The following is a 19,992-nucleotide window of genomic DNA, read 5'->3' as shown; positions in this document are numbered from 1 at the left end:
GAAGGCACGTGGGTGGGATTCGGTGAGGTTCGGGATCGCGGCCGCTCAGGCGGCCTTCGCGAGGCTGCCCGTCCGGCGCGCGTCGCGCCTGCGGCGCAGGCTGCCGAGCAGCGAGTGGCGGTAGTCGCCGGGGTTGCCGAGCGCGGCCGTGACGCGGTCGAGGAAGACGGCGAGGATCACGACGCTGAGGCCGGCCTCCACGCCCTGCGCGATGTTGAGCGTCGAGATCGCTGCCACGACCTCCTTGCCGAGGCCGTTCGCCCCGGCCATGCCGGCGACGACGGCCATGGAGAGCGAGAGCATGATCACCTGGTTGACGCCGGCCATGATCGTGGGCATGGCGAGCGGCAGCTGGATGCCGCGCAGGATCCGGCCGGGTGAGGCGCCGAAGGCGTATCCTGCCTCGACCGTCTCCGTGTCGACCCCTCGGATGCCGAGTTCGGTGAAGCGCACGCCTGGGGCGACGGCGAAGAGCACCGTGGCGAACACACCGGGTACGAAGCCGATGGTGAAGAGGATCACGGCGGGGATGAGGTAGACGAAGACGGGCATCGTCTGCATGAAGTCGAGGATCGGCTTCAGGATCGCGCTGAAGGTGTCGCTGCGGGCCGCCGCGATCCCGAGCGGCACTGCGATGAGCACGGCGATGGCGGCGGCGATCAGGACGAGTGCGAGCGTGAGCATCGCGTTCTCCCACTGGCCCATGGCGACCACGAGCAGCAGGGTGACGGCCGTCCCGAGGGCGAGCTGCCAGGAGCGCACGAGCCAGCCGATGAGGGCGAACAGCACGATCAGCACCGGGAAGGGCACGGCCGTGAGCACATCTGCGAGGCCTTCCACGAGGAATCGCACGACGACGGTGATCACGTCGAGCAGGCCGTCGAAGCTCCGCTTGAACCAGTCGAGCCCGTCGGCCACCCACTCGCCCAGGGGAATCCGGATCCCGTCCATCAGCGCACCTCCTCGTTCTCGTCCGCCACCGCTTCGACCGCGGCTCCGCCCGCCTGCTCGGCGTTCGCGATGATCGGCCCGACCGAGGCGAGCGTTTCGGTGATCGTGGACTCGGGCACGGTCAGCGTCGGCTCGATGACCGGGATCTCGGTCGTCATGGTGGGGAGGTCGGTGAGCGCGGCGAGCAGTGTCACACGGGGGACGACCCCGATGAGGCGATCCTGCTCATCGGTGACCGCGACGGGCAGCGGGCTTTCCACGGCGAGCTCGAACAGCTCGGAGATGTGCTGATCCCGCGACACGATGGACGGCGTGGGCCGGAGCCGCTCGGTGATGTCGGTGCCGCCCTCCCGCACCTGACGGAGCACGTCCTTGTCGCGGACCACGCCCAGCAGCTTCCGGTTGCCGGTGGTGACGAAGCAGGCGGAGGTCTGCAGATCGCGCATGGTCCGCAGGGCGGTGCGCGGGCCTGCCGATGCGGAGACGACGGCCAGCGGGGGTTCCATCACGTCACCGGCGGTGAGGACGCGCGCACGGTCGACGTCTTGCACGAACTGGGCGACGTAGTCGTTCGCGGGGTCGGTGAGGATGTCGTTGGGGGTGCCCACCTGCACGATGCGACCGTCGCGCATCACCGCGATCCGGTCGCCGAGGAACATCGCCTCGTTGAGATCGTGGGTGATGAAGACGATGGTCTTCTGCAGTTCCTGCTGCAGTTCGACGAGCTGCTCCTGCATCTCGCGGCGGATCAGCGGGTCGAGCGCGGAGAAGGCCTCGTCCATGAGCAGGATGTCGGTGTCGGCGGCGAAGGCGCGCGCGATGCCGACGCGCTGCTGCATACCGCCCGAGAGCTCGCCGGGGAGGTGATCCTCCCAGCCGGTCAGGCCGACGCGCTCGAGCCAGTGGCGGGCGCGCTCCCGACGCTCGGCGGGCGCGACACCCTGCAGTTCGAGCCCGTAGGCGACGTTGTCGAGCACGGAGCGGTGGGGGAGCAGCGCGAAGTGCTGGAAGACCATCGACATGCGGTCGCGGCGCAGCTCGCGCAGCTGCTGGCCTGCGAGCCCGACCACCTCGGTGCCGAAGACGCGGATGGAGCCGTCGGTCGTGTCGTTGAGGCCGTTGAGCATGCGGATGAGGGTGGACTTGCCGGATCCGGAGAGCCCCATCACGACGAAGATCTCACCCTTGCGGACCTCGAAGGAGGCATCGATCACCGCCGCGGTGCCGAGTGAGCGGACGTCCTCGCGTGTGGCACCGGCGCGCAGGCGCTTCACGACCTCGCGGGGCCGGCGTCCGAAGACCTTGGTGGCGTTCGCCACCTCGATCGCCGGCTCTGCAGCTGTGTTGTTCAAGCTCTACTCCTCGGTTCGTCGGGTCGGACAGGATCGAGGGCATGCCGGATACTGCGGCGAAGGCGGGCCCGGTGCGGGCGCATCTCTCCCGGCGGCCGCTCGATCGGCCGAATGCATATTGCGGAGGAACGGGTCCTGCGGCATCCCAACCGCTCCGGGCGGTGGAGGTCACCGCTGCAGTACCGGGCGGCGAGTGGGATGCGAAGCGCGTGGCCCCCTCAACGCTGAGTCGAAGCTAACAACGCGGCGGGGCCGAGTGCAAGAGAAGGTCATCTGCGACACGCCCGGGAAAGCGGCGCTTATGTCCCTTGATCTGGAGATTTGTCAAGGGGCTATCGTTACCAGTTCGTTATCTGGGCGAGCCGCGGCGAGGTTCGGCCGCACCGCACGCCGTGGCGGCTGGCTGCGGTAGACTACTCCGCAGCGACTGCGAACCGGCGATCACCGGGGAGTCTTCGGAAGAACAGCGGAGGGCCGCGCCGGGTGACCGGGGCGGCGGCCGCCCAGTAGAACCGAACGGGTACGGCCCGTCACAGCCGAACGAAGGGGCCGTGGCCGATCCGCCAGGATCGCGCTCCGGCAAGCGGGGTGGTACCGCGGGAGATGGGGCGTCGCCCCGGATCCCGTCCCGGCACTGCAACACCGTCGATATGCGTCGCGACCGTGGATGTCAGGGGTCGCGCGCAGACTGGCGGCAGACAGACCGAACATCAGGAGCCATCAATGCCGTACCCCCAGCAGCCGACCGGAGCCTCCGCGACGAGCGCCGCCACGAAGCCGGACCGAGCGCCGGGCTCGGCGTTCGGCGTCGCCGCCTCGCCGCGCTTCCCTGAGATCGAGGAGCGGGTGCTCTCCTTCTGGCAGGCGGACGGCACCTTCCAGGAGTCGATCCGGCAGCGCGAGGGGGCGCCCGAGTGGGTCTTCAACGACGGCCCTCCCTTCGCCAACGGACTTCCGCACTACGGTCACCTGCTGACCGGATACGCGAAGGACGTGTTCCCGCGATTCCAGACGATGCGCGGCAAGAAGGTGGAGCGCCGCTTCGGCTGGGATACGCACGGGCTCCCGGCGGAGCTCGAGGCGATGAAGCAGCTGGGCATCACCGAGAAGTCGCAGATCGAGCAGATGGGGATCTCCGCGTTCAACGAGAAGGCGCGGGCATCGGTGCTGCAGTACACGCGCGAGTGGCGGGAGTACGTCACCCGGCAGGCGCGGTGGGTCGACTTCGAGCACGGGTACAAGACGCTCGACCTCAGCTACATGGAGAGCGTGATCTGGGCATTCAAGCAGCTCTATGAGCGGGGCCTGGCCTACGAGGGCTCGCGGATCCTGCCGTATTGCTGGCGGGACGAGACGCCGCTCTCGAACCACGAGCTGCGCATGGACGACGACGTGTACCAGATGCGCCAGGACCCCTCGGTCACGGTCGCCTTCCCCCTCACCGGCGCGCGAGCTGCCGAACTCGGGGTCGAGGGCGTGCGGGCCCTTGCCTGGACGACGACGCCCTGGACGCTGCCGACGAACGCCGCCCTGGCGGTGGGACCGCAGATCTCCTACGCCGTGGTGCCCGCGGGCCCTGCCGGGGCCGGCGACGGCGGCGCTGCGGGGGAGGCCCGCTACCTGCTGGCTCAGGAGCTCGTGGGCGCACACGCCAAGGATCTCGGCTACGCCTCCGCAGAGGAGGCGACCGCCGCCGTCGAGCGCACCGTGCTCGGCGACGAACTGCTGGGCGTGCGATACGAACCCCTCTTCGACTATTTCACCGACGCCGAAAGCTGGGGCACCGAGCACTGCTGGCAGCTGCTCGTCGACGACTACGTCTCGACGAGCGATGGCACCGGCATCGTGCACCAGTCTCCGGCGTACGGTGAGGACGACTACCGCATCACCACGGCGGCGGGCATGCCGACGATCGTCAGCCTCGACGACGGCGGGCGCTTCATCGGCGCCGTCACCGATGTGGCAGGTGAGCTCTGGATGGACGCCAACCGGCCGCTCATCCGACTGGTGCGCGAGCGCGGCCGCCTGCTGCGCGAGGCGAGCTACGAGCACTCGTACCCGCACTGCTGGCGCTGCCGCAACCCGCTCATCTACAAGGCGGTGAGCAGCTGGTTCGTGCGCGTCACCGACATCAAGGAGCGCATGCTCGAGACCAACGAGCAGATCACCTGGGTGCCCGAGAACGTGAAGCACGGCCAGTTCGGCAAGTGGCTGGAGGGGGCGCGCGACTGGTCGATCAGCCGAAACCGCTACTGGGGCAGCCCCATCCCGGTGTGGAAGAGCGACGACCCCGAGCACCCGCGCGTCGACGTCTACGGCTCGGTCGCCGAGCTGGAAGCGGACTTCGGCGAGCTGCCGCGCAATGAGGCGGGCGAGGTCGATCTGCACCGCCCGTACATCGACGCACTCACCCGTCCCAATCCCGACGACCCCACCGGAAAGTCGACGATGCGACGCATCGAGGACGTCCTCGACGTCTGGTTCGATTCGGGATCGATGCCCTTCGCCCAGGCCCACTATCCCTTCGAGAACGAGGAGTGGTTCGACACCCACCAGCCGGCTGACTTCATCGTCGAGTACATCGGTCAGACGCGGGGCTGGTTCTACGTGCAGCACGTGCTTGCGACAGCGCTCTTCGACCGCCCGGCTTTCACGAGCGTGATCAGCCACGGCATCGTGCTGGGCAGCGACGGCAACAAGATGTCGAAGTCGCTGCGGAACTACCCCGACGTGAACGAGGTCTTCGAGCGCGACGGCTCCGACGCCATGCGCTGGTTCCTCATGGCCTCGCCCGTGGTGCGCGGCGGCAACCTGGTCGTCACCGAGGAGGGGATCCGCGAGGGCGTCCGTCAGTTCATCCTGCCGCTGTGGAACAGCTGGTACTTCTTCAGCCTGTACGCCAACGCTGACGGCACCGAGGGTGAGTGGCGCACCGACAGCGACGACCCGCTCGATCGCTACATCCTCGCGAAGACCGGACAGCTCATCCGCGAGGTCGAGCGGCACCTCGACGGCCTGGACACTACCTCCGCCGCCGAGGCGCTGCGCGCATACGCGGAAGTCCTCACCAACTGGTACGTGCGCCGTTCCCGCGATCGCTTCTGGGAAGGAACGCGAGGGGAGCAGGGTCGCCCCGAGAACCGTCAGGCCTTCGACACCCTGTACACCGTGCTCGAGACAGTCGCGCGCGTTGCCGCGCCGCTCGCTCCGCTCGTCACGGAGGAGCTCTGGCGCGGGCTCACCGGAGAGCGTTCGGTGCACCTTGCCGACTGGCCCGACGCGGGGCGCTTCCCCGAGGATCCTGAGCTGGTGGCCGCCATGGACGAGGTGCGTCAGATCACGTCCCAGGCGCTCGCGCTGCGCAAGGCGCGCCGCCTGCGGGTGCGCCTGCCCCTCGCAGAGCTCACCGTCGTGAGCGGACTACCCGAGGCGCTGGAGCCGTTCGTCGGCATTCTGCGCGAGGAGCTCAACGTCAAGTCGGTGCGGCTGGTGGAACAGCGTGAGAGCAGCGCCGAGGAGCACGGCATCGTCCAGAGCCTCGCCGTGAACGCCCGGGCCGCGGGACCGCGGCTCGGCAAGCAGGTGCAGCAGGCCATCACGGCCGCCAAGGCCGGCGACTGGAGCGAACGCGACGGGGTGGTCGTCGCCGGAGGCATCCCGCTCGAAGCCCACGAGTACGAGCTGACCCTGCGCACCTCCGCCGACGACAGCGAAGCGGGACCGGCACTGGCGCTCCTTCCCGGAGGCGGGTTCGTCCTGCTCGACACTGAGACCAGCCCCGAACTGGAGGCGGAGGGGATCGCGCGCGACGCGATTCGCGCCGTACAGGAGGCGCGGAAGAACGCCGGACTCGAGGTGAGCGACCGCATCGAGCTGACGCTGAGCGCGGCGCCCGTACTCGCCGCCGCCCTCGAAGCGCACGCCGAGCTGATCGCGGCTGAAACGCTGGCGCTCGGGCTCACCGTGCGCGCCGCAGCTGACGCCGAGGCGCTCCCCGAGTCGCAGGCCGCCGGAGACCGGAGGCACGTCTCGGCCGCCCGGGCGCTCGGAGCCGGCAAGGAGCCGGTGATCATCGCGATCGAGGCACGAGAGCGAGGTGCACGATGAGCGGCGGAGCGCGCGCCGCGGAGCGCGTCTACGAAGAACTGCTCACCCGGGTCGGCGAGGCGAACCCGCGCCCGCGCATCGAACCGGTGCGCCGGCTCGCCGAGCTCGCGGGCTCACCGCAGCTCTCCTACCCGGTGATCCAGATCGCCGGCACCAACGGCAAGACCTCCACGAGCCGCGCGATCGAGTCGCTGCTCCGCGCGCACGGCCTGCGCACCGGGCTCTTCACCAGCCCCCACCTCGTCGACTTCACCGAGCGCTTTCAGCTCGACGGCGCACCCATCGACGGAGCGGTGCTCGCAGACGCCTGGGAGGAACTGCGGCTGCCGCTGGAGGTGGTCGACGCCGAACTGCACGCCGCCGGCCAGGGACCGATCACCTTCTTCGAGGCACTCGCCGTGCTGGCCTTCACCGCCTTCGCGGATGCCCCGGTGGACGTCGCGGTGATCGAGGTCGGCATGGGGGGCGAGTGGGACGCCACGAACATCGCGGATGCGCGCGTGGCCGTCTTCACGCCGATCGACCTCGATCACACCGCGATCCTCGGACCCGACATCGAGACGATCGCGCGCACCAAGGCCGGCATCATCAAGCACGGCAGCACGGTCGTGTCTGCATGGCAGGATGAGGCGGCGCTCGCCGAGCTCGCCGAGGCAGCGGACCGTGCAGGATCACGCCTGCTCGTTCTCGGCCGGGACTTCGCGCTCACGGAGGACCGCCTCGCGGTCGGCGGCAGGCAGCTCGAGGTCACCGGGACGACGGGGCACGCCTATGACCCCGCCTTCGTTCCGCTCTTCGGGCGGCACCAGGCCGAGAACGTTGCCCTCGCCATTGCCGCCGTCGAGGCCTTCTTCGGCGCTGAACGCCCCGTCCCCGAAGAGGTGCTCGACGAGGGACTCGCTCAGCTCGTCTCGCCCGGACGCCTGCAGCTCATCTCCGCAGACCCCGTCATCTACGTCGACGCCGCGCACAACCCGCATGGCGCCGCAGCGCTGGCATCGGCAGTGGCGGAGTCCTTCAGCTTCGAAGAGCTGGCGCTCGTCATCGGGGTGGTCGCCGACAAGGATGCGCGCGGGGTGCTCGAGGCGCTCGCCCCCATCGCGCACCGCGTCACGCTCACTCCCGTCGACTCGCCGCGGAGCAGCGAGACCTCAGAGCTTCGCGAGCTCGCCGAAGAGGCCATCCCGGGGACGCCCATCGAGGTCGCCGAGTCGCTGCCGGAGGGCCTCGACGAGGCGCGCGCCTGGGCCGAGCGCGCGGATGGCCGCGCGGTGCTCGTCGTCGGCTCGGTGCTCCTCGCCGGCGAGGCGATCGCGCACGCGCGCTCCGAGGGCTGGAGCATCGCATGAGCCCCGCACCGGACGGCCCCGCGCAGACGGGGCCCGAGGAAGAGCCCGAGCTCGTCCTCTCGCCCTCCGAGCGCATGGCTCACAACTCGGCGCTGCGCATCGCCGGCGGGCGGAAGGACGTCACCTCGACGCAGAAGGCGCTCGCCTCGATCGTGCTCGGCTTCGAGCTCATCATCGTCGTGCTCATCGGGCTCACCCTCTTCGGGCTCGGGACGTTCGAGCCCCGCGAGCTCGGCTTGTACATCGGTGGCGGGCTCGCGCTCGTGATCGTCGTCGCCCTGGCGGCAATGCGCCGAGCGCGCGTGGGAATCGTCATCGGCTGGGCGGTGCACGCGCTCATGCTGGCGACCGGCATCCTGCTGCCGGCGGCCGCGCTCGTGGGACTGCTCTTCACCGGTCTCTGGGTCTACTGCATGATCAAGGGCGCGCGCATCGACCGCGACCGGGCGGCCTGGATCGCCGCCCAGCTCGGACGATGACCCCGCCCCGCTAAGCTGAAATGTCGGCGGCCCCCGGCCCGCCGACCACGGTCCACCGAACCCCCCGACGAAGGAGCGCGAATGTCCGCCGAAGAAACCCTCATCCTCGTGAAGCCCGACGGTGTCGCCCGCGGACTCACCGGCGAGATCCTGCGCCGCATCGAGGCGAAGGGCTACGTCATCGCCGATCTGCGCATGGTGCGCGCCGATCGCGAGCTGCTCGCCGCGCACTACGCTGAGCACGAGGGCAAGCCGTTCTACGAGCCCCTGATCGAATTCATGAGCTCGGGCCCCGTGGTCGCCGTGCGCGCCTCGGGCGAGCGGGTGATCGAGGGCTTCCGCTCGCTCGCCGGCGCGACCGACCCGACCGTCGCCGCGCCGGGCACCATCCGCGGAGACCTCGGCCGTGACTGGGGTCTCAATGTCCAGCAGAACCTGGTGCACGGCTCCGACTCCACGCTCTCGGCGGAGCGCGAGCTCGCGCTCTGGTTCGCCTGACCCGCCGCCTCGGCCGCCGCGCACTCGCCGCATGACCACGCCAGAGTCGCTCACTCCGGCCGAGGCGCGGCGGGTCGCCCTCGCGGCGCAGGGCTTCCGCCGCACCCCGAAGCTGCGTCTGCGACGCCCCTTCGACCCCGCGCTGGAGCGGCTGCACGTGCTGCAGATCGACTCCGTCAACGTCTTCGCCCGCAGCCATTACCTGCCGGTGTTCTCGCGCCACGGTGGCTACGACACGACCGCACTCGACCGGCTGCTGTGGGGCAGCGGAGAGTACACCGAATACTGGGCGCACGAGGCGGCATTCATCCCCGTGCGCGACCGACCGCTGTTCTCGTGGCGCATGCGCGATTTCAGGGAGCGGCGTGGCGCTGACTGGCGCGCCACCGCACAGTCGCGGACGGTGAGCCGGGTGCGCGAGCGACTCGCCGCGGAAGGCCCGAGCTTCGTGCGCGAGCTCGAGGAGGAGGCTCGCGAGAGCCGCGGCCCCTGGTGGGACTGGGGCGAGACCAAGCGTGCAGTGGAGTATCTCTTCGCCATCGGGGAGGTGGTTTCTGCCGGACGCGAGGGATTCCAGCGCCGCTACGCGCTCGCCGAGCAGGTGCTGCCGGAAGCCGCGCTCAGGGAGGTCTCCCGTGCGGAGGCGCAACGCGCCCTCATCGAGCGGGCTGCCCGCTCGCTGGGCGTCGCCACCCTGGCCGACCTCGCCGACTACCATCGCCTGAAGACCTCAGAAGCGAGGACCGCGGTGCGTGCGCTGAGCGAGGAGGGGATCCTCGTCCCCGTTCGCGTCGCCGGCTGGACAGGGCCCGGTGGACGACCGGAGCCCGCCTGGCTGCACCGCGACGCCCGCGTGCCCGCCCGGCTCTCACCCGACGCGCTCCTCACCCCCTTCGACCCTGTGGTCTGGTTCCGTCCGAGGGCGGAACGGCTCTTCGACTTCCACTATCGCATCGAGATCTACACCCCGAAGGAGCAGCGTCGCTACGGCTACTACTGCCTGCCGCTGATGGTCGGCGGCCGCCTCGCCGGGCGCCTCGACCTCAAAGCCGACCGGCGGGGAAAGCAACTGCTCGTGCAGGCGGCGTGGCGGGAAGACAAGGCTCCGTCCAGGACGGTCGAGGCGGCTGCCACGCTCCTCGCCGAAGCAGCCCGCTGGCAGGGGCTCCACAGCGTCACCGTGTCCGGTGCAGGGAATCTGCCTCTTCCGAGACGCATCGACGCGAGCTGAGCCGCGTGCCGGATGAGTGCTCGTCCTCCGCCATCCGCCGGCATGTGGCCCTCGAAGCCGGCCACCGCATTCGATAGCATGCACATGGACGGACGATAGGGAAGCGGCCGTCAGCCGAGCAGCAGCCGAAGGAGTCTCAGCATGGGCACGCGCATCACCCTCGCCGGATCGGACGGATTCGAGTTCAACGCCTACCGGGCCGAGCCCGCGGGCGAGCCCCGCGGCGGCGTCGTGGTGCTCGGCGAGGTGTGGGGCGTCAACCACTGGGTGCGTTCCGTTGCGGACCGCTGGGCGGACGAGGGCTACCTCGTGATCGCGCCAGCGATGCTCGATCGCGTGCAGTTCGGCTACGAGAGCGACGACTACTCCCGCCTGCCGAGGGAGATCGTGGGCCAGTTCGATCCGGAGGCCGGTCTGCTCGACCTCGCCGCAGCCGTGGAAGCCGCGAGCGAGGGCGGCAGGGTGGGGGTGACCGGCTACTGCTTCGGCGGCATGCTGTCGTGGCGCGCCGCCGCGCTCGTCGACGGGGTGTCTGCCGCCTCCGGCTACTACGGCGGGGGAGTCCCGCGCTACATCGGCCTGACCCCACGCGTGCCCACCGAGATGCACTTCGGCACCCGCGATCAGGGTATCCCGATGGAGCAGGTCGAGGAGCTGCAGGCCGCGCACCCCGAGGTCGACATCTACAGCTACGACGCCGACCACGGCTTTTGCTGCGAGGAGCGCGACCGCTACGACGCGGATGCCTGCCGCTCCGCAAGCGCCCGGTCCCGCGAGTTCTTCCGCCGCCATGTCGGCTGAAGCCGCGACTGACCTTGCGGCCGACCCCGCTGTCGCGCCCGCGGTGGTGCTGATTGCCGTCGACGAGGCGCTCGCCACGCTCGAACGCTCGCCGCTCTCGCGTAAGCGGGCGATGCTGCTCGCCCTCCTCATCGACCGCGCGATCGATGAGGTGCCCGCGGGCGACCCGCTCGCGCGCTGTCGCCACCTGGTGCGCGGCGCGCTCGGTGAGGTGCTGCGGCTCGCCGCACTGCATGAGCAGGGTCCGCGCCTCGTCCTGGATACAGTGCCCGTCGAGGATCCCGAGTCGCTGAGCGAGGCGGACTACATGGTCTCCGTCTACTGCGGCGGAATGGCGCCGAGAGTGCGCTTCGCCTGGCCGGATGGGCGCAGGGAGGACGCGCTCCCGCTGCTGCGCTCGGCCGCTGCGGCGCTGCGCGCCGTCCTGGCCGAATCCCGCTGAGCCGATCCTGCGGACGCCCTATTCCTCCGCGTCCGCCTCCTCCTCGGGCTGCCCGGCCGCGGCGACGACCTTCTCGAGGTAGCCGGCGAAGTCGCCGTCGACGGCCTGGTTCCACTGCCGGCCGTTGACGATGACGGTCGGCGTGCTCACGAGACGCTGCGGCTGATCCGCGGCCTGCAACTGCACCCCGTCGGCACCGATCAGCTGCGCCCCATCGGCGAGGCCCTGCACGCCCGTCTCGCTCACAGCCTTGTAGTTGGCGGCGATGAAGGCACCGAAGCGCACCTCGCGCACGCACTGCCGCAGCTCGATCGTGTTTTCGGCGCCCGCGGCCTCCGCCTGATCGAGCAGTTGCTCGTCGGTGAGTCCGGTCGTATTCTCCTCGGGCTGCACCCCGGCGCTGAGCAGCGTGTTGTGGAGGGTGAAGGCGACGTCGGGCTGCTGTTCCACGACGCACGCGAAGAGGTTCGCTGCCCGAGTGGAGTACTTCGATCCGAGGGACGTGCTGTCGAGGAAATTAATGGGGTACACCTCAAGGTTGATGTCGCCCGTTTCCAGGTGGTCGCGCAGCACGCTCCCGTACTGCTGCTCAAAGGCACCGCAGTAGGGGCACATGTAGTCCACGTAGATGCTCACCTCGGTGGGCGGCACGTCGAAGTCCGCGTCCGGCGCCTGTCGTTCCTCGCCCGGCTGCAGGGCCGGCGTCTCCACGACCTGGAGCCCCTTCGTGAAGACGGCGCCTCCCGAGGCCATGTTGAGCGGTCCCGGCCCTGCGGGCCGGAGCGTCTGCGAGAGGATCAGCGCGACGATCGCGAGCACGGCGAGCACGCCGACCACGATCCCGCCTTGGATCATGAGGCGCCGGCGGCGCTGCCGCCGCCGCTCCTCCTCCTGCGCCAGCCGTGCCCGCTCGCGCGCCTGCTCCCGACGCTCGTTCTTCGTGAGCTTCTCCGCCATCCGATGTCTCTCTCCGTCAGGCAGCCGGGGGGGCGACTGCACCCTCGTCCCCCCGGGTCCCAATCTATACCGAGTCTGGCCACAGATGCGCAACACCGGTGCGCATCACGGTCCAATTCGATGAGAAGGCTATGAGAAAGCTGCGCTGCGGTGCTAGCCTGAGCACATGAGCGAACTCGACGACGTGATGAAGTCGGTCGTGCAGCAGGTCGACGGCGCCCTGGGGTGCGCCGTGGCAGATCTGCGCTCGGGCGCTCTGCTCGGCGTCGCACATCATGTTCCGTACTTCACGCAGGAGTACCTGGAGGCGGTGGCGGCGGCCGCGGTCGAGATGTTCCGCGGCCCCACGGTGCGGCACGTCGAGGATCTCATCTCGGCCAAGCGGGGACGGCCGAGCGAGCACCTGCTCGAAGAGATGCAGATGACCACGCGCTACACGATTCACTTCATGATGATCCTCCCCAACCATCCGGAGGCGCTCGTCGTGCTCATCACCACCCGCGACACCTCGATCGGGCTGGGGTGGGCGGCCACGCGCGGTTCCGTGCTCGAGATCGAGCCGATCCTCGACCGTTTGGAAGCCTGAGGCGACACCGTGTCGATGCCACCGAGCCCAGCACGCCAGGAGGCGGAGGCGCTCGCGCACGACGTGCCGGCGGAGCGGTACGACCGGGTGGTGAGGCTCGCGCAAGCGATCTTCGGGGCCCCCATCGCGGCCCTCAACCTCATCGGCAACGACTCGCAGTACACCGTCGCCTCCCTCGGCTTCCCGAAGGGGGAGATCGCGGTCGACGACTCCGTGTGCCGGGTCACGGTGCAGCAGGACGAGATCCTGGAGGTGCGCGATCTGCGCGAGGACGACCGCTTCGCCTCCATCCCCGCCGTGACCGGGGGCCCCCGGGTGCGCTTCTACGCGGGCATCCCGGTCCGCGGCCAGAGCGGTCAGAACGTCGGCGCACTCTGCATCCTCGACCTCGTGCCCCGCACCCTCGGCCGCCAGCAGCGAGAGATGCTCTCCGACCTCGGCGCCCTGCTCGAACGCGAACTCGCCGTGCAGGAGGAGATGGACCTCGCGGGGCAGGTGCAGCGGCTGATGCTGCCCACCGCCGCCCCCGACATCGGCGGCGTCGAGATCGCCGGCCGAGTGCAGCCTGCGCGGGAAGCGGGGGGCGACTACTTCGACTGGTATGTGGTCGATGATCCGGACGGCGAGGGACGGCGACTACAGGTGGTGCTCGGGGACGTGATGGGCAAGGGTCTCGCCGCCTCGCTCATCGCCTCCGAGGTGCGCGCGGTGATGCGGGGCCACTCGCGCGATGCCGAAATCGACGAGGCGGTCCGGCGCACCTCGGCCACCACCCGCCACGACCTCGAAGCCAACAACCGCTTCTCAACGCTGTGGGTGGGACGACTGGACCCAGCCACCGGTGCGCTCGACTACCTCGACGCCGGGCACGGCCTTGCGATCATCGCCTCGGATCGGGGCTACCGTCGGCTCGACCAGCCCTATCTGCCGCTCGGCATGCCCATCGAGGACGAGTGGACGCGCGACGACGACACGGTCGCCGAGGACGAACTGCTCGTCGTCGTCTCGGACGGGGTCTTCGACGTGCTCGACGACTCCTTCGAGCAGGTCGAGGCGAAGCTGAAGGACATCCTCGACCCGGGACTGAGTTGCCAGCAGATCGTGGATCGCATCGTCGATTTCGCCGTGGCGAATGCTGCGACGGACGACGTGACCGCGCTCGCGGTGCGGCGGACCGGCGCCGAGCCCGCCTTCGACGCGGGGACGGCCGAGGGAACGACTACGAGCCATCGGGTGGGTTCCGGCAGCGGAACCAGCGGAACCGGCACGGCCGGCGGATCTCAGGAGATCCCGGCGCCGGAGGGGTGATCGGAAGACGAAGAAGGAGCGATTGATGGACTTCACCGAGGAAGACCGGGGCGGCTGTGTGGTGCTGGCGCCCGAGGGCAAGTTCAACCTGGTGTCCGCGCCGCCGTTCAAGGCGCGCATCGACGAGCTCGTGGCGGGTGGGCGAGTTCGCATCGTCGTGGATCTGCACGGTGTCGACTTCATCGACTCTTCCGGGCTGGGGGCGCTCATCGGCGGGCTGAAGGCTGCGCGGCAGCAGGGCGGGGATCTGCGCATCGCCGCGCCGGGAACCCAGGTGCGCGCCGTCCTGAAACTCACCAATCTCGACCGGATCCTCTCCCCCCACGACACTGTGGAGGAGGCGAGCGGTGACTGGTGACGGGGGGCCTCGACGCACGGAGTACACGCTCGAGGGCTTCGCCGTCCCCGAACAGCTCGACGCCGTGCATACGCTGCTGGCGCAGGCCGCGGGCGACCATCCCTGGCTCGATCCGACGGACGTGATGCTCTTCGAGACCGCGATCATCGAGATCGCGAACAACGTCGTCGAGTACGGACGCCCCGAGGGCGAGGTGCGCTGGAAGTTCACCATTCGCGTGCACGAGGAGGAGATCGAGGCGGAACTGGAGGACACGGGCCAGACCTTCACGCCGGAGCACGGGCGGGAGATGCCGGGCGAGGATGCCGAGGGTGGTCGCGGGCTCGCGCTCGCCGAGGCCGTGCTCGACCAGATCGAGTTCCAGCGCTTCGAGGACACGAACCACTGGCGGATGGTGCGCCGCCTGGGCGGGCTCGCCCGGGGCTGAGCCGGTCACGGAACGCTGCGAGAAAGGACGGAAGATCATGCCGGACATCGACCCCCCGGTCTCCTACGACCTTGAGGCCGCGCAGCTCAACACCCTCGCGACCGAGGGCAGTGCCGTGCTCGATCCCGGCAGCGGAGAGGCGGGGAGCGAATCCGCGGCCCCGGCGGAGGCGTCGGCGAGCGAGGCCGCGGCCCCGGCGGAGGCGTCGGCGAGCGAGGCCCCGGTCCCGGCTGCCGATGCATCCGCCGCCCCACCGCCCGCACCGGAATCGGCCGCACCGCAGGCACCGGCGAGCGAAGCGCCCGCGCCGGCTTCGGAGAGCGCCGCCGCACCGGCCCCGGCCTCCGAGTCTGCTGCCGAGGCGGAGTCGGTCTCGGGATCCGGCGTCGCTTCGGACTCGGGATCCGATTCCGTCTCCGCTTCCGATTCCGTCTCAGCTTCCGACTCCGCATCGGCCTCTGCTTCGGCTTCGGCTTCCGGCAGCGAGACCGCCAGTGAGTCGGCGACCCCCCACCGCGCAGCGTTGCGTGCCGCCCATGCGCAGGCCACCGCCGCCGAGATCCCGCACTACTCCGACGCCGGGCTCACCAACGCCTCGATCTCCTACGGCGGGGGCGCCGATTCGAGCCTGGGCAGCACGGAGGCCGGCAAGGCGCCATACGGCGGGGTGGGCAGCGGCAGCTACAACGGTCACACCGTCAGCTACAACACCGCGATCACCACCTCGAATGGCCAGATCACCGAGGATAACTTCCACGCGGTGATCGCCGCGACGAACATCACGATCAACGGTGTGCAGGCGCACTTCGTGGCATTCCCCATGTACATCGGCAACACCCTCTACACGGGCTACCTGACAACCGACGACGGACTGCTGATCGCGGTTCAGGCCCTTCCCGCCGGGGGCATCTCCGTGTACAACATCAGCGCGCTCTTCTACTACTTCAACGGCGACTCGCAGACTCCTGGCGAGATCACCTCGGACAGCGAAGACGCCGCGAATTCGGAGTCGGAGTCGGCGACCGATTCGGATACGGACAGCGGCACCGACTCCGGGACGGATAGCGGGACCGACTCGGGGACCGACAGCGGCACCGATTCCGGAGCGGACAGCGACACGGATTCGGGTACCGATTCCGGTACGGACTCGGGTACCGACAGCGGCACTGACTCGGAAACGGACTCCGGGACCGACAGCGGCACGGATTCGGGGACCAATTCCGGCACGGACAGCGGCACGGATTCCGGCACCGATTCCGGAACGGGCTCCGGGACCGACTCGGGCACGGATTCCGGCACCGATTCCGAAACGGGTAGCAGCACAGATTCGGGCACCGACAGCGGCACAGACTCGGAGACGGATAGCGGCACCGACTCCGGAACGGATTCGGGGACGGACTCGGGCACAGACTCCGGGACCGACTCGGACACGGATTCTGGCACTGACAGCGAGACAGACTCCGGGACCGACAGCGGAACCGAATCGGGTACGAATTCGGGAACGGATAGTGGGACCGACTCCGACACGGACTCGGGGACGGACAGCGGCACCGATTCGGAAACGGGTAGCGGAACGGATTCTGGTACCGACAGCGGAACGGACAGCGAGACAGACTCCGGCACCGACAGTGGCACTGATTCGGGCACAGACTCGGAGACCGGTTCGGGGACCGACAGCGGCACCGATTCCGAAACGGACAGCGACACGGATTCCGGTACCGATTCCGGTACGGACTCGGGCACCGACAGCGGCACTGACTCGGAAACGGACTCCGGGACCGACAGCGGCACGGATTCGGGTACCGATTCCGGTACGGACTCGGGAACAGACTCCGGCACCGATTCCGAAACGGATAGCAGCACCGATTCGGGTACCGACTCCGGAACTGACTCGGGTACTGACTCCGAAACAGGGTCCGGTACTGACAGCGACACCGACTCCGGAACGGATTCCGGCACGGACAGCGGGACCGATTCGGACACGGACTCGGGGACTGATTCGAGCACGGACTCCGGGACCGACAGCGGGACCGACTCGGGCACGGATTCCGGAACCGACTCGGGTACGGACTCCGGCACCGACAGCGGGACTGACTCGGGCACAGACTCCAACACCGAGAGTGGCACGGATTCTGGAACCGACTCTGGGACTGACAGCGGGACCGGCTCCGAAACGGACAGCGGCACCGATTCGGAAACGGGTAGCGGAACGGATTCTGGTACCGACAGCGGAACGGACAGCGAGACAGACTCCGGCACCGACAGCGATACCGATTCGGGCACGGACACCGGCACGGACTCGGGGACTGACAGCGGCACCGACTCAGGCGCGGATTCCGGAACTGACTCCGGCACGGATTCGGGGACCGATTCCGGCACGGACAGCGGCACGGATTCCGGCACCGATTCCGGAACTGACTCCGGGACCGACAGCGGGACCGACTCAGGCACGGATTCCGGAACCGACTCGGGTACGGACTCCGGCACCGACAGCGGGACTGACTCCGGCACAGACTCCAACACCGAGAGTGGCACGGATTCTGGAACCGACTCTGGGACTGACAGCGGGACCGGCTCCGAAACGGAGAGCGGAACCGACTCGGGTACGGATTCCGGCACTGACAGCGAGACGGATTCGGGAACGGATAGTGGATCCGATTCGGGGACGGACAGCGAGACGGACTCCGGAACCGACTCGGGGACCGATTCGAGCACGGACTCCGGCACCGATAGCGGGACCGACAGTGGCACCGACTCCGGAACGGACTCGGGCACCGGCAGCGGGACCGACTCCGCGACGGAGTCGGAAACGGATAGCGGTACTGATTCGGGGACCGACAGCGGTACTGATTCGGGGACCGACAGCGGCACTGATTCGGGGACCGACAGCGGAACGGACTCGGGAACGGAAAGCGGAACGGACTCGGGCACCGACTCCGAAACAGACAGTGGAACCGATTCGGGTACCGACAGCGGCACTGATTCGGGGACCGATTCCGGCACCGACTCGGGGACCGGCTCCGGCACGGACTCGGGCACCGACTCCGAAACAGACAGTGGAACCGATTCGGGTACCGGCAGCGGCACCGACTCGGAGACCGATTCCGGCACCGACTCGGAGACCGACATCGGCACCGATTCCGGCAGCGGCACCGACTCGGGCACCGGCTCCGGCACGGATTCGGGCACTGACTCGGGCACTGACTCCAACACCGACAGTGGCACGGATTCTGGAACCGACTCTGGCACGGATAGCGGAACCGATTCGGGGACGGACAGTGAGACGGACTCCGGCACGGACAGCGGGACCGATTCGGACACAGACTCGGGTACCGACAGCGGCACAGACTCGGAGACGGATAGCGGCACCGACTCCGGAACGGATTCGGGGACGGACTCGGGTACGGGCTCCGGGACCGACAGCGGGACCGACTCGGGCACGGATTCCGGAACCGATTCCGAAACGGAAAGCAGCACAGATTCGGGCACCGACTCGGGCACGGACAGCGGCACCGACTCGGGGACCGACAGCGGCACGGATTCCGGCACGGACAGCGGCACGGATTCGGGGACGGACTCCGGCACCGACAGCGGGACCGACTCAGGCACGGATTCCGACACCGACAGCGGCACCGACTCCGGAACGGATTCGGGGACGGACTCGGGCACAGACTCCGGGACCGACTCGGACACGGATTCGGGGACGGACAGCGAGACAGACTCCGGTACCGACAGCGGGACCGGCTCGGGCACGGATTCCGGCACCGACTCCGAAACGGGTAGCAGCACAGATTCGGGCACCGACTCCGGAACGGACTCGGGCACGGACAGCGGCACCGACTCGGGGACCGGCAGCGGCACCGACTCGGGGACCGACAGCGGCACGGATTCCGGCACGGACAGCGGCACGGATTCCGACACCGACAGCGGAACTGATTCCGGGACGGACTCCGGTACTGATTCGGGGACCGACAGCGGCACTGATTCGGAGACCGATTCCGGCACTGATTCGGAGACCGATTCCGGCACCGACTCGGAGACCGACAGCGGCACCGACAGCGGCACGGATTCGGGTACCGACAGCGGGACCGACTCAGGGGCGGATTCCGGTACGGATAGCGGCACTGACTCGGGCACAGACTCCAACACCGAGAGTGGCACGGATTCTGGAACCGACTCTGGCACGGATAGCGGAACCGATTCGGGGACGGACAGTGAGACGGACTCCGGAACCGACAGCGGAACGGACTCGGGTACGGACAGCGAGACAGACTCCGGGACCGACAGCGGGACCGACTCGGGCACGGATAGCGGGACCGACTCGGGCACGGATAGCGGGACCGACTCGGGCACGGACAGCGGGACCGACTCCGACACGGACTCGGGGACGGACAGCGGAACTGATTCCGGTACGGACTCCGGCACGGACTCAGGGACCGTCTCCGGTACTGATTCGGGCACTGACAGCGGCACCGACTCGGGAACGGACTCCGGAACTGATTCGGGTACGGACAGCGGCACCGACTCGGGTACCGACAGCGGGATCGACTCGGGCACGGGCTCGGGGACCGGGTCGGGGACGGACAGCGGCACCGGCAGCGGCACGGACTCGGGGGCCTCGCTCGAATCCGAGGGCGGGACTGGCGGGGGACCGGGGTTCGGCTCTGAAACCGGGGAGCCGACGGGGGGCGCGGGCGGATCCGGATTCGGCGTGGAGATCCCGCTGGCGGTCGTGCCCGACGCCGGGAACGGCAGGGAGCCCTGGTCGGGATCGGGAAGCGAGGAGGGATCGCTGCCACTCGTCCAGAGCGAGTCGCAGCGGCAGGTGATCTACGAGTCGGTGAGCGGCACGCTCTCTTCCAGCGACTCCGAGTCCTCGGTCAGCGACTCCCTGATCGAGAGCCTCTCGCAGGCCGAGAACCACCTGAGCAGCGAGTCGGCCGCCCCCGCGCCGGGCTCGCGGTTCGCCTCTCTGCTCGCCGACATCGAAGAGTTCGGAAGCGAGCGATGAGCACAGCACCACCCACGATGAGTGCCGCGAACGCGGCGCAACCCGCAGTTCCCAAGTCCCGTCCCCGGAGCGCCGCGGCGAGCGGCAGCCACCCCAAAGCAGGCACCGCCGCCCGCCCCCGAGAGAGGAGCGCGC

18 protein-coding genes are annotated in these 19,992 nt (G+C 69.2%); 12 read left to right on the top strand and 6 right to left on the bottom strand.

Translation table 11 applies throughout. The features are described from left to right. Window positions 1-45: 45 nt before the first annotated feature. Window positions 46-951, bottom strand: a complete 906-nt coding sequence (locus B4915_RS03310) for an ABC transporter permease (RefSeq protein ID WP_105804409.1) — start codon at window positions 949-951, stop codon at window positions 46-48. After that, on the bottom strand, window positions 951-2,303 hold the full coding sequence (locus tag B4915_RS03305; RefSeq protein WP_105804408.1) for a quaternary amine ABC transporter ATP-binding protein: 1,353 nt from the start codon (window positions 2,301-2,303) through the stop codon (window positions 951-953). Before B4915_RS03305 ends, B4915_RS03310 begins: the two co-directional genes overlap by 1 nt. A 723-nt stretch (window positions 2,304-3,026) precedes the next feature. Here B4915_RS03305 and ileS point away from each other — a divergent pair. The 7 genes from ileS (at window position 3,027) to B4915_RS03270 (ending at window position 11,210) form a co-directional block, all read left to right on the top strand. Beyond that, complete coding sequence (ileS, locus tag B4915_RS03300) at window positions 3,027-6,410, top strand: isoleucine--tRNA ligase (protein WP_105804407.1); 3,384 nt, start codon at window positions 3,027-3,029, stop codon at window positions 6,408-6,410. Further along, the gene (locus tag B4915_RS03295; RefSeq protein ID WP_105804406.1) at window positions 6,407-7,759 is read left to right on the top strand and encodes a bifunctional folylpolyglutamate synthase/dihydrofolate synthase; all 1,353 of its coding nucleotides are present in this window, start codon (window positions 6,407-6,409) and stop codon (window positions 7,757-7,759) included. Before ileS ends, B4915_RS03295 begins: the two co-directional genes overlap by 4 nt. Further along, window positions 7,756-8,238 carry a DUF4233 domain-containing protein gene (locus B4915_RS03290; RefSeq protein ID WP_105804405.1) on the top strand — a complete coding sequence of 161 codons (483 nt, stop codon included), beginning with the start codon at window positions 7,756-7,758 and terminating at the stop codon, window positions 8,236-8,238. Before B4915_RS03295 ends, B4915_RS03290 begins: the two co-directional genes overlap by 4 nt. 81 nt (window positions 8,239-8,319) lie before the next feature. Further along, entirely contained in the window at window positions 8,320-8,736 is a 417-nt protein-coding gene (ndk, locus tag B4915_RS03285; protein ID WP_105804404.1) for a nucleoside-diphosphate kinase, read from the top strand. Window positions 8,737-8,767: 31 nt separating this feature from the next. Further along, the gene (locus B4915_RS03280) at window positions 8,768-9,967 is read left to right on the top strand and encodes a winged helix-turn-helix domain-containing protein (RefSeq protein WP_105804403.1); all 1,200 of its coding nucleotides are present in this window, start codon (window positions 8,768-8,770) and stop codon (window positions 9,965-9,967) included. 141 nt (window positions 9,968-10,108) lie between these two features. Then, window positions 10,109-10,768 (top strand): dienelactone hydrolase family protein, encoded by a 660-nt coding sequence (locus B4915_RS03275; RefSeq protein WP_105804402.1) that lies wholly within the window; start codon window positions 10,109-10,111, stop codon window positions 10,766-10,768. Between the two features lie 43 nt (window positions 10,769-10,811). Further along, window positions 10,812-11,210: a hypothetical protein gene (locus tag B4915_RS03270; protein WP_181158442.1), complete on the top strand. Its 399-nt coding sequence runs from the start codon at window positions 10,812-10,814 to the stop codon at window positions 11,208-11,210. Window positions 11,211-11,228: 18 nt separating this feature from the next. On the opposite strand, the gene B4915_RS03265 is transcribed toward B4915_RS03270, so the two are convergent. Beyond that, window positions 11,229-12,167 carry a DsbA family protein gene (locus tag B4915_RS03265; RefSeq protein WP_105804400.1) on the bottom strand — a complete coding sequence of 313 codons (939 nt, stop codon included), beginning with the start codon at window positions 12,165-12,167 and terminating at the stop codon, window positions 11,229-11,231. A gap of 166 nt (window positions 12,168-12,333) precedes the next feature. Between B4915_RS03265 and B4915_RS03260 the strand changes: the two genes are divergently transcribed. Genes B4915_RS03260 through B4915_RS03245 form a run of 4 tightly spaced genes read left to right on the top strand, consistent with a single transcriptional unit; the run spans window position 12,334 to window position 14,846 of the window. Further along, window positions 12,334-12,753 (top strand): hypothetical protein, encoded by a 420-nt coding sequence (locus B4915_RS03260; RefSeq protein ID WP_105804399.1) that lies wholly within the window; start codon window positions 12,334-12,336, stop codon window positions 12,751-12,753. Between the two features lie 15 nt (window positions 12,754-12,768). Next, entirely contained in the window at window positions 12,769-14,061 is a 1,293-nt protein-coding gene (locus tag B4915_RS03255) for a PP2C family protein-serine/threonine phosphatase (protein ID WP_245907332.1), read from the top strand. A 25-nt stretch (window positions 14,062-14,086) separates the two neighbouring features. Next, the gene (locus tag B4915_RS03250; RefSeq protein WP_105804397.1) at window positions 14,087-14,419 is read left to right on the top strand and encodes an STAS domain-containing protein; all 333 of its coding nucleotides are present in this window, start codon (window positions 14,087-14,089) and stop codon (window positions 14,417-14,419) included. Continuing rightward, window positions 14,409-14,846: an ATP-binding protein gene (locus B4915_RS03245; protein ID WP_181158441.1), complete on the top strand. Its 438-nt coding sequence runs from the start codon at window positions 14,409-14,411 to the stop codon at window positions 14,844-14,846. Before B4915_RS03250 ends, B4915_RS03245 begins: the two co-directional genes overlap by 11 nt. Before the next feature lie 63 nt (window positions 14,847-14,909). Here the strand turns inward: B4915_RS03245 and B4915_RS03240 are convergent, their stop codons facing one another. The 3 genes from B4915_RS03240 to B4915_RS14385 all read right to left on the bottom strand — a co-directional run bounded on the left by B4915_RS03240 (window position 14,910) and on the right by B4915_RS14385 (window position 19,451). After that, a complete protein-coding gene (locus B4915_RS03240; protein ID WP_105804395.1) occupies window positions 14,910-15,395 on the bottom strand; it encodes a hypothetical protein in 486 nt (161 codons plus the stop codon). Window positions 15,396-15,548: 153 nt separating this feature from the next. Further along, window positions 15,549-15,674 carry a hypothetical protein gene (locus B4915_RS15015; protein WP_281258189.1) on the bottom strand — a complete coding sequence of 42 codons (126 nt, stop codon included), beginning with the start codon at window positions 15,672-15,674 and terminating at the stop codon, window positions 15,549-15,551. 111 nt (window positions 15,675-15,785) lie between these two features. Next, window positions 15,786-19,451 (bottom strand): hypothetical protein, encoded by a 3,666-nt coding sequence (locus tag B4915_RS14385; protein ID WP_146120019.1) that lies wholly within the window; start codon window positions 19,449-19,451, stop codon window positions 15,786-15,788. A 106-nt stretch (window positions 19,452-19,557) separates the two neighbouring features. On the opposite strand from B4915_RS14385, the gene B4915_RS14380 reads away from it, so the two are divergent. Further along, the gene (locus tag B4915_RS14380; protein WP_146120018.1) at window positions 19,558-19,857 is read left to right on the top strand and encodes a hypothetical protein; all 300 of its coding nucleotides are present in this window, start codon (window positions 19,558-19,560) and stop codon (window positions 19,855-19,857) included. Window positions 19,858-19,992: the final 135 nt, after the last annotated feature.

This window comes from Leucobacter massiliensis (genome assembly GCF_002982315.1).
Taxonomy (GTDB): Bacteria; Actinomycetota; Actinomycetes; order Actinomycetales; family Microbacteriaceae; genus Leucobacter; species Leucobacter massiliensis.
This window is presented reverse-complemented; position numbering and strand designations above follow the sequence as displayed.